The organism is Pseudoruminococcus sp., from assembly GCF_047012705.1.
Classification (GTDB): domain Bacteria; phylum Bacillota; class Clostridia; order Oscillospirales; family Acutalibacteraceae; genus Pseudoruminococcus.
Window position 1 is genome coordinate 290,553 of the sequence record NZ_JBKXNW010000001.1, and the last position, 9,385, is coordinate 299,937.

General features: G+C 36.0%; 10 protein-coding genes. 1 reads left to right on the forward strand and 9 read right to left on the reverse strand.

What is annotated here, in order from left to right:
* Nucleotides 1–134 precede the first annotated feature (134 nt).
* From ACLU24_RS01355 to ACLU24_RS01390, 8 genes are all read right to left on the reverse strand, one after another.
* Nucleotides 135–890, reverse strand: coding sequence for a Nif3-like dinuclear metal center hexameric protein (locus ACLU24_RS01355; RefSeq protein WP_412609763.1), 756 nt, complete (start codon nt 888–890; stop codon nt 135–137).
* 3 nt (nt 891–893) lie between these two features.
* Nucleotides 894–1,193, reverse strand: coding sequence for a nucleoside triphosphate pyrophosphohydrolase family protein (locus ACLU24_RS01360; RefSeq protein ID WP_412609765.1), 300 nt, complete (start codon nt 1,191–1,193; stop codon nt 894–896).
* Complete coding sequence (locus ACLU24_RS01365; protein WP_412609767.1) at nt 1,180–1,881, reverse strand: class I SAM-dependent methyltransferase; 702 nt, start codon at nt 1,879–1,881, stop codon at nt 1,180–1,182. Before ACLU24_RS01365 ends, ACLU24_RS01360 begins: the two co-directional genes overlap by 14 nt.
* A complete protein-coding gene (locus ACLU24_RS01370; protein ID WP_412609770.1) occupies nt 1,881–2,084 on the reverse strand; it encodes a DUF1858 domain-containing protein in 204 nt (67 codons plus the stop codon). Before ACLU24_RS01370 ends, ACLU24_RS01365 begins: the two co-directional genes overlap by 1 nt.
* A 109-nt stretch (nt 2,085–2,193) precedes the next feature.
* A complete protein-coding gene (locus ACLU24_RS01375) occupies nt 2,194–3,567 on the reverse strand; it encodes an MATE family efflux transporter (RefSeq protein ID WP_412609772.1) in 1,374 nt (457 codons plus the stop codon).
* A 245-nt stretch (nt 3,568–3,812) separates the two neighbouring features.
* The gene (locus ACLU24_RS01380) at nt 3,813–4,124 is read right to left on the reverse strand and encodes a hypothetical protein (RefSeq protein ID WP_412609775.1); all 312 of its coding nucleotides are present in this window, start codon (nt 4,122–4,124) and stop codon (nt 3,813–3,815) included.
* Nucleotides 4,125–4,295: 171 nt separating this feature from the next.
* Nucleotides 4,296–5,018: a zinc-ribbon domain-containing protein gene (locus ACLU24_RS01385; protein ID WP_412609777.1), complete on the reverse strand. Its 723-nt coding sequence runs from the start codon at nt 5,016–5,018 to the stop codon at nt 4,296–4,298.
* Between the two features lie 157 nt (nt 5,019–5,175).
* Nucleotides 5,176–6,540 carry a citrate/2-methylcitrate synthase gene (locus ACLU24_RS01390; protein ID WP_412609779.1) on the reverse strand — a complete coding sequence of 455 codons (1,365 nt, stop codon included), beginning with the start codon at nt 6,538–6,540 and terminating at the stop codon, nt 5,176–5,178.
* A 496-nt stretch (nt 6,541–7,036) separates the two neighbouring features.
* Here ACLU24_RS01390 and ACLU24_RS01395 point away from each other — a divergent pair, with 496 nt between their 5' ends.
* Nucleotides 7,037–8,200 (forward strand): DHHW family protein, encoded by a 1,164-nt coding sequence (locus tag ACLU24_RS01395; protein ID WP_412609781.1) that lies wholly within the window; start codon nt 7,037–7,039, stop codon nt 8,198–8,200.
* 66 nt (nt 8,201–8,266) lie between these two features.
* Here ACLU24_RS01395 and ACLU24_RS01400 read toward each other — a convergent pair.
* A partial coding sequence (locus ACLU24_RS01400) for a hypothetical protein (protein ID WP_412609782.1) occupies nt 8,267–9,385 on the reverse strand: 1,119 nt, incomplete at its 5' end.

Below are 9,385 nucleotides of genomic sequence, written 5' to 3' on the forward strand. Positions count from 1 at the left end.
TAAATTAACGCTTGCTATTCGCGTCTAAGCTTTTAATTAAAAACTTCGCTTAATGCAGAATGTCGTTGCTATTAAAATGTAGAATCGTTCAAACCTTTTCAGGATCACTATAAACTAATACCTATTATCAAGCCTTATATTATATATTTTATACCATCTGTATATTTTTCTGATTGATAAAATTCTATCTCAGGAAATTTCTTACTTAATTTCTCGCATAAAACTGGCACAATCAATTCTTCACATTTACTGTGTCCGACATCAAATATTGCAATACCATTCTGCCTTGCAAATAAAATTTCGTGATGTTTGATTTCGCCTGTAACAAATGCTTGAGCATTTTTAGCCTTTGCAAAGAAAATTCCTTCTCCGCCTGCACCTGCAACAAGTGCTACCCGACAAATTTTCTCTCCACAATCAGAAAAACGCAAGCCATCGCAATTAAATTTTGTTTTAATGAAATTTGCAAACTCATTTGCAGACATAGGAATTTTTAGGTTTCCGACAAGTCCGCCGTCAATTTCAAGCTGTTCCATATCCTGAAGTTCAAGAGCGTTGAACATTGCGGTATTAGTGCCATCACTGCTTAAATCGAGGTTTGTATGGGCGGAAATTACAGCTGTTCCACTCTGTGCAAGTTTATAAACAACGCTATCTGTAGGAAGTCTTTTAAGCGGATTGAATATAACAGGGTGGTGACTGATAATAAGCTGTGCGGATTTTTCTTTCGCCTCGGCAACAACCTCATCGGTTACATCAAGTGTGACAATAGTACGAGTTGGCTCTGCGTTTTTATCACCAACAAGAATTCCGACATTATCGAAATCCATAGCTGTATCAAATGGTGCAAAACTATCTATGTAGTTATAAATATCGACAATTTTGGTCATAACTTAATCCTCGATTCTTGTATTAACTCCATTTATATTTTTATACTGCCTTTTTTCATTTATTTCGATTTTTCTTTCAATTTCACTTTCTAAATCAATTCCTAAAATTTCGGATATACCAAGTAAATATATTGCTATATCAGCAAGTTCAGAACCCAGACCTTCATCTTTTTTCCTGTATGCTTCATATGCTTCTGCAATCTCACCATACAAAAGACAAAATTCCTTATTTATGTCAGTAACATTAAAGCCTTTATCAATCTTATTCTGATATATTCGCTTTTGAATTTCAACTATGTTCATTAAGCACCTCATTTATAGCTTTCAAATCTGCTTCATAAATTTCTGCTTCGGCGATATTTCCAGATGCTCTTAATCCGTTAATTTTCTTTTCGAGTTTTCTGACAACTGATGCTATGTACATATCCCGTTCCGAACCGACTTCGTCAATCAACAAGCCTAAATATTTAAAGGCCGGTGAACATTCGCGAATAATTCCGTCATATTCGCTGACAATGACCGAATAAACCTTTTTCGAGCTTATGCAGGCTTTTTCGACTATTATATTAAAGCCCTTTGCATAAAGAAAAGAACGCAGCGAATCTGCACGAGTCATAGGCTGAAGAATAAGCCTTCTGTTACCCTTGCAAATCCACGGCGTATTTTCGATTATAGTTGCGATAAGCTCACCACCCATTCCGGCAATGACGATATCATATGCGTCCTCTGGCGAAATATTCTGTAAACCGTCAGAGAGAACGGTTTTTATATTCGTTACACCATATTTCTGAATATTGCTTTCAGCACTTTTCAACGGCTTAACCCGAACATCAGCTGCCACAGCACTTTCGATTTTGCCATCTAAAGAAAGACGAATCGGAAGATAACCGTGGTCTGTGCCGATGTCAGCAAGTCGTGTTCCTTGGCGAACGAACGAAGCACAAAGCGAAAGTCGCTCATCAATCGAAAAATCTCTTTTCTCGCTGTTCATTACTTATCAGCAAGATGTGCGTTAAGCTTTGCTACGAGTTCGTCAGCGTCTACGCCGTGAACTTCACAAGCCTGCTCGATTGTTTCGCCTCTTGATGCAGGGCAGCCAAGGCAGTGCATACCCATCTCAAGGAAGAAAGGTGCTGTTGTTCCATCTAAATCAAGAATATCTCCGATAACTGTCTGTCTATTAACCTGTGCCATTTTTATCAATCCTTTCAATTTATGAAGAGTTTGTCCCTATTATAATACTATTCTTCCTTTTTTTCAAGTAAATATGTAATGAGGAACACAAATGCAATTTCATATAAAATCATATCGAGTTTTTGGCTTTTGAAAATGTCTTTTTGCGAATTATAAAGTATGTTGTTAGCATTGCAATTCCTGTTATAACCCAAGAAATTGGGTATATTATCAAAAGTGTTTCGTAATTTTTGAATTGCTGACAAACTGTATAAACCCATATCAAACGCAATGCACAAGTTCCGAGAACTGTTATAACCGCCGGTGTCGTGGAATAGCCTATTCCACGAAGTGCCGCGCCGCCAACTTCATATGTACTTGCAATTAAGTTTATTGTCAAAACTATAAACATACGAATCTCTGCATACTTGATTACTTCTGCATCAGGCGTAAAAAGTGATATGAAAAAGCTGTGTCCTGCTACAATGGATAGGCTCATACAACCCGTTGTTATCATACTTGCTATCATACTTATTCGGAATACCTTTTTGCAACGGTCATATTCGCCTGCACCATAATTCTGGCTTGTAAATGTAACTGCCGTCTGGCTAAATGCGGTAATAACAAAATATGTTATGCTTTCATAATTAAGCGTAACAGAAGAACCTGCTACAACATCTGCGCCAAAACCATTCAGGGCAGATTGAATAACTACATTTGATATAGAGAAAACCATAGATTGTATACCCGCCGGTATACCAATTTTAAGCATTTTTAAAAGCTCATTCTTTGATACACTGAGTTTCTTCCACGATAAATGGAAAGGCTCGGCCTCCTTAGCAAGAAAATGCCAGACCATACAAGAGCTTATGATATTTGATATTACTGTTGCTATAGCAACTCCTGCAACATCAAGATGAAAAACAATAACAAGGAATAAATTCAAGCCGCTATTTACAATACCAGAAACAAGCAAACAGTATAAAGGTCTTTTAGTATCTCCTATACATCTTAAAATTGCTGAACCAAAATTATAAATCATAATAAAGGGCATACCAAGAAAATATATCTGTAAATATAACACTGCATAGTCCAAGACCTCTTGTGGTGTATTCATAAGAGTTAATAGTGGTTGTGATATAAATAAACCCAGTATTGTAAGGAATATACCGCTTATAATTGCGACAAGCATTGCGGTATGAACGGCTTTTTTGATATTTTCCGTCTTTTTCTGACCAACATATATGGATATTATTACATTTGCTCCGATAGATATACCAACAAAGAGATTTATAACCATATTTATGACAGGACCATTACAGCCAACGGCAGCCTGAGCCTGACTATTGGCAAAATGTCCGACAACAGCAACATCTACTGAATTGAATAGCTGCTGTAAAATACTGCTTGCCGCCAGAGGAAGTGCAAATAAGATAATTTTCTTCAAAAGACTTCCATGAAGCATATCTACTTGTTTTTTAGATGATAATTTTGTAGCACCCAATTTTACATATCCTCCATTTAACATACTTTGTGAATTTATTATATATTTGTGGATTGGTAATTTCAAGACTTGTGTTTTTATATATCGAGTATTGTCGTATTTTGACAATGCTAAGCATAAATAAGAGCCATATTACCGAGTGGCTTTCGGCAATATGACTCTTTATCTATTAAAAAGCGGTAGGGGAATTCCACACCCCGCAATACATACTATGCTGTTTTGGGTTTTATTGACAGCATTTTAGTTTATTTTTTATCGGATTTTTCCGAATTATCCGTTTTGGAATTATTAGAATTTTTTACAGAATTATTAGATTTTTTTCTTTCAGCATAAACAACCAAAATGCAAAGTATCAATGCTAAAAGCGCCACGCCTTTATGTATCCAACCATAAATACCGGAATACATATCTATCGCAAGGACTTCATTTAGCGTTTGCCATATTCCCCAAAAAAAGAAAAAGCCTCCAACTGCAAAAAATGCTTTGTTTTCTTTTCCCATCTTAAAGACAAGTATCATTCCTACTATAAGCCACAGAGCCGCATAAACATATCCCATAAACAAATGCTCCTATCTCATAAAATCTGTCAGCTTTTGTTATTATAACACATATACGAGTATCTTAATTCTAATCAAGAAATAAAATATGTGCATTTTAGTGTGAAAATATAAGCAAAAAAGACTACTGACATATAATCAGCAGCCTTTTCTTTAATTAAGAGAGAGAATTTATTTAATAAGTCTGAACTTACCAACGATAGGAAGCTCCTTTGCCTTACCATTAACGGCATTGATGATACCAATAATAAGAAAAGCAATCGATGGAATCGCAAGAATAATTCCAAACAAACCTGAGAGGAACAAACCAAAACCGCTCATAGTATAAACACCCGTACCAATACCGAAATAAGTAATTTCTGTACGGAATATAGCTCCGATAATCAAATTAAGAATCCAGCTAACAATACCACAAGCTGCAGAGGTAATCAACATAAGAAGAGCTTGATTTGCATGGAAACGACCATATCTTGAATTGCTATTAGCTACAAGCGGAAGCCAGAAAAGAATCCAAAAATAGCAAGCGATTGTAACGCCCTTGTTGCTTGCTATATCGGCCGGGTCATACTGAGCTGTATAATCAGGTGTATTTAAAATATCCTTAAAGAAGTTACCTGTTTTAGGAGCCTGATATGGTGGAATCTGTGTGTTTTGACCATATACTGGCGGCTGCTGTTGTGGTGGAACTTGTCCATAAACTTGCTGCTGGGGTGGAACCTGTGTTTGTTGCTGATAATTATTGGGAGCAGGATTGAAGCCAGGAGCATTAAAGCTTTGGTCATTATTGGGCTGAGAATATTGTGGAGCTTGTGGCTGACCAATAGTTGCACCGCACTTAGGGCAGAACTTCGCACCATCATTCATCTGAGCACCACATTGGTTACAGAACTGCATATATTTTTCCTCCTAAAAAATAAATATTATAACTATAATTATACACTCTCTAAATCTTACTGTCAATCTAAAAGCTGAAAATATAGCGATATTATATACATAAAAGTAGCATCATAGTATAATTGTTTTAGTGTATATTTTATAAATAAAATAATAATTATCTTTCGTTAAGCTCTTTATATTCTATTCTTTCGTGGATAGCTTTATATGCAGGACGAATAATTTTGCTTTGGTTGACAAGCTCCTCGATTCTATGAGCACTCCAGCCAGCTATTCTTGCTATTGCGAAAATTGGCGTAAAAAGTTGAGGAGGAAGGTCGAGCATACTATAAACAAAGCCACTATAAAAATCAACATTGGCAGAAACACCCTTATAGATTTTTCTTTCCTCAGAAATAATAAGCGGTGCAAGCCTTTCAACAGAAGAATAAAGCTGAAATTCGTCCATTCTTCCCTTTTCTAAAGCAAGCTTTTCAACAAATTTCTTGAAAACTCTTGCACGAGGGTCTGAAAGTGAATATACAGCGTGTCCCATACCATATATAAGACCTGCTCTATCGAAAGCTTGCTTATGAAGTAAAGCTCTGAGATAATCACAGATAGCCTTTTCATTGCTATAATCCTTGATATTTCGCTTCATATCCTCAAACATACGGACAACCTTAATATTAGCGCCACCATGCTTAGGGCCTTTCAGTGAGCCCAATGCCGCCGAAATAGCTGAATAGGTATCTGTGCCTGATGAGGTTACAACATGAGTTGTGAATGATGAGTTATTACCACCACCATGCTCTGCGTGGAGAACAAGTGACATATCAAGAAGCTTAGCCTCAAGATGAGTATACTTTGAGTCTGGTCTTAGCATATGAAGAATATTTTCTGCTGTTGAAAGATTCGGGTCCGGAGCATGAATAATAAGGCTCTGACCATCATGATAATAGCTTGATGCCTGATAGCCATATACTGAAAGCTGTGGAAAAAGTGCAATGAGCTGTAAGCACTGTCTTAAAACATTCGGAATTGAAATATCATCGGCATTTTCATCATAAGAATAAAGCATTAAGACACTTCTTGCGAGAGCATTCATCATATCAGGGCTTGGTGCTTTAAGAATAACATCTCTGACAAAAGATGTTGGCAAACTTCTATATGAGCCGAGAAGCTTATTAAAATCTTTGAGTTCATCGCTATTTGGCAAATAACCAAAAAGTAAGAGATAAACAACTTCTTCAAATCCGAATCTGTCATCGTGAATATATCCTCTTACTATATCTTCAACATCTACGCCTCTATAATAAAGCTTGCCATCACAAGGAACAGTCTGACCATCAATTACGCAAGATGAGCATACTTCAGATATTTCAGTAAGGCCGGCAACAACGCCTTTTCCGTTAAGGTCACGCAAGCCACGCTTAACATCGTGCTTTGTATAAAGATTTGGGTCAATCTGGTCGCATCTCATACAATATTGACTTAGTGCAAAAATCTGCGGCGTTACTTTGCTGAAATCTTCTGTTTTCATATTTCGTTCTCCTTTATCATATTAAATTGATTTAGAAATTATTAGTAAGTGTTGTATTTAGTTTATTGTTAGATTAAAATTGCAAAATCATTCTATGTTTTGCAAAAGTATATTTTAATTATTATATCATAATTTTAATAACGGTTCAAATACTTTTGTGAAACTTGCGGCAAAATAAAGTGATTGTTTAAAAGTGTAAAATTTTTAACAAAAAAGGAAAAGCCTGATAGCCATACTATCAGACTTTTCTCAATAAAATTATGAGGGGTACATTGAGGAGGGTAGAACATATACTCTTGATGGTTGCGGCTCCATCATTTTGAGTATAAGCTATAGTATAACTATAAGATATGAACATCATATGAATAGTTCTTAAAGAATTATAATACAAATTATGTATTTCTAAATGTAAATTTTTTATTACATAAATTTTATTATTGAAATTAAGAACTTATAGTAGTAGAATAAACTAAAAATAATACGGGGGTTCTCTAAAATGAAAAAAATAGTATTTCTGATACTTTGTGCAATGTTGGCAACTATGGCAGCAGGTTGTTCAAATTCTGATAAAACAGCAGAATCATCAACTTCTGCTGCTTCTCAAACATCATCGACAAAAAACGAAACAAACAGCAAAACACCGGAATCTTCCAAAGAGGAATCTTCAAAAGCTGAAGTTTCAAATGCAAGAGATTATACGAAAGAAAAGGCTGAGGGAGAAATTACTGACGACGGTCTTCTTATCGTTAAACAAGACGACCACTGGAGAGCTATGGAGCAATTTGGCGGCGGCTCCGGCGATAGTTATGTTGAAAGCCTTAATAAACTTAGAGAAAAACTTGATAGTAAGGTTAAGATTTACTCTATGCCCGCACCCCTTGCCTGCGAATTCTATACACCGTCAAATCTTTCGGATAACTATGTAAGTCAAGCGGATTGTTTTTCAAGCATAGCTAAAAGACTTGATTCAGGCATTACAAGTGTTGATATTTGTTCAGTGCTAAAGCAGCATACCGAGGAAAACATTTATTGCCGTACTGACCACCACTGGCAGCCACTCGGTGCATATTATGCTACTAAAACCTTTGCTGAGGCGGCCGGAGTTTCTTTTGATGATATAAGCAAATATAACAAGGTTACTGATGAGGGCTATGTTGGAACACTCTACGCATTCTATGGAGATGAGCGTATAAAAAATGACCCTGAAAGCTTTACATACTACGAGCCAAAGACAAAATACTCAACATACTACTACGACCAAAATTTTAATTACCAATACGAAGGCTCGTTACTATATGATGTAGATGTTGCAAATTCATACATTCGTTTTATGGGCGGAGACGATAGCTCTGTAAAGATTAAAACTGGTGTAAACAACGGCAGAAAGCTCCTCGTTGTTAAAGATAGCTATGGAAATGCTGAAATTCCATTCTACACAAATTCCTTTGAAGAAATCTATGTTATAGATATGAGGTATTTTGAGTGTAATCTTGTCAACTTTGTAAATGATATGGGTATAACAGATGTTCTCTTTACAATGGCAGCATATTCGGTTGTCGGAGGTAATGCAGAAAACATTGATACTCTTATAACTCAAGATGCTGATAATAGAGTTGTTGACGGTCAACTTACTGCAAAGACAGAAGATTCCGAAGAATAAGTCTGAAAATAAAAATGACGCAGTTTTAAAAACTGCGTCATTTTTATGCTTATTTATACTATATAATCATATAGTATCATCATCTTCTAAACCGGCATCATATCCATAATATTCATCTGGAAGATAACTTTTTGCAGAACTCACTTCTGCATTCTTAATATCATTTATCTCGGAATCGCTAAGCTCTACCTTTGTATTTCCAATATTTGTGATTGCAAAATCAAATTTAACACCAAAGCTATTCATATTTAATCCACTAAAATAGCCTGCATTATCAACCGTAATATCAAATTTCAGCTTCAAGCTATTCAGATAACTTTCAGAATCTGAAAGATTATTTTTAAATTCATTATACTGACTCTTATCCTTGAAAAGTGGTTCAACCTCATCAGCAATAACTGACAGTGTCTTATACGCGTCTACATCAAAGCTATACTTTGTACCATTATCAACAGCACTTTCTGTTATACCAAGAGCCTCTTTTCCATTACCATTCTCAAATGTATTCTTGAGCGAGTTGGAAACTGCGTCTATTTTTGTTGTATCTATGTAATCTTTAAGATCAGCATCTTCAAGCAAGGAGTTCCAATCAAGCTCTTGCTCTGCATTTGTTTTATTAATGCTGTCAAAGAAATTATTAAGTGTTTCCTCATCAATCTCTGTATACGTTGTATTGCCGTTTGCTGTAATTGCTGATTTGCGTACACCATCTTTGCAGTAGACAACACCCTTAAATGTATCACCTGAGTTTGAACCATTCATAACAAGAACGATTTCTTTCTTGCTTGCATCAATCTCATAGCTTATATCGCACTTTGTTTTTTCTCCGTTTGCCTCTACACTCGCAGAAATTGTTGCACTATTAGCCTTTGCAAGCTGTTTTGCACTGTCGGCTATCTTTGTGATAGGACCGCCCGATGGCTTCAACATATTAAATACCATTACGCCCGCAACTGCAATAGCCGCAACGCCAACAACAGATACGCCCGCAATAATAAACTGTTTTTTAGAGCGTTTTTTGGTAGAAACAAGACTTTCACTCGCCGTTATATCATTAGAAGCATAAGGATTTAGCGACTGTGAAAAACTATTATCAGCAGAAGATGTTTCATAAGCACCTACTACACCAGAAGTTGATTGCTGTGCATATGGATTAGTTTGTTGAACTGGTTGTTGTGATTGTAC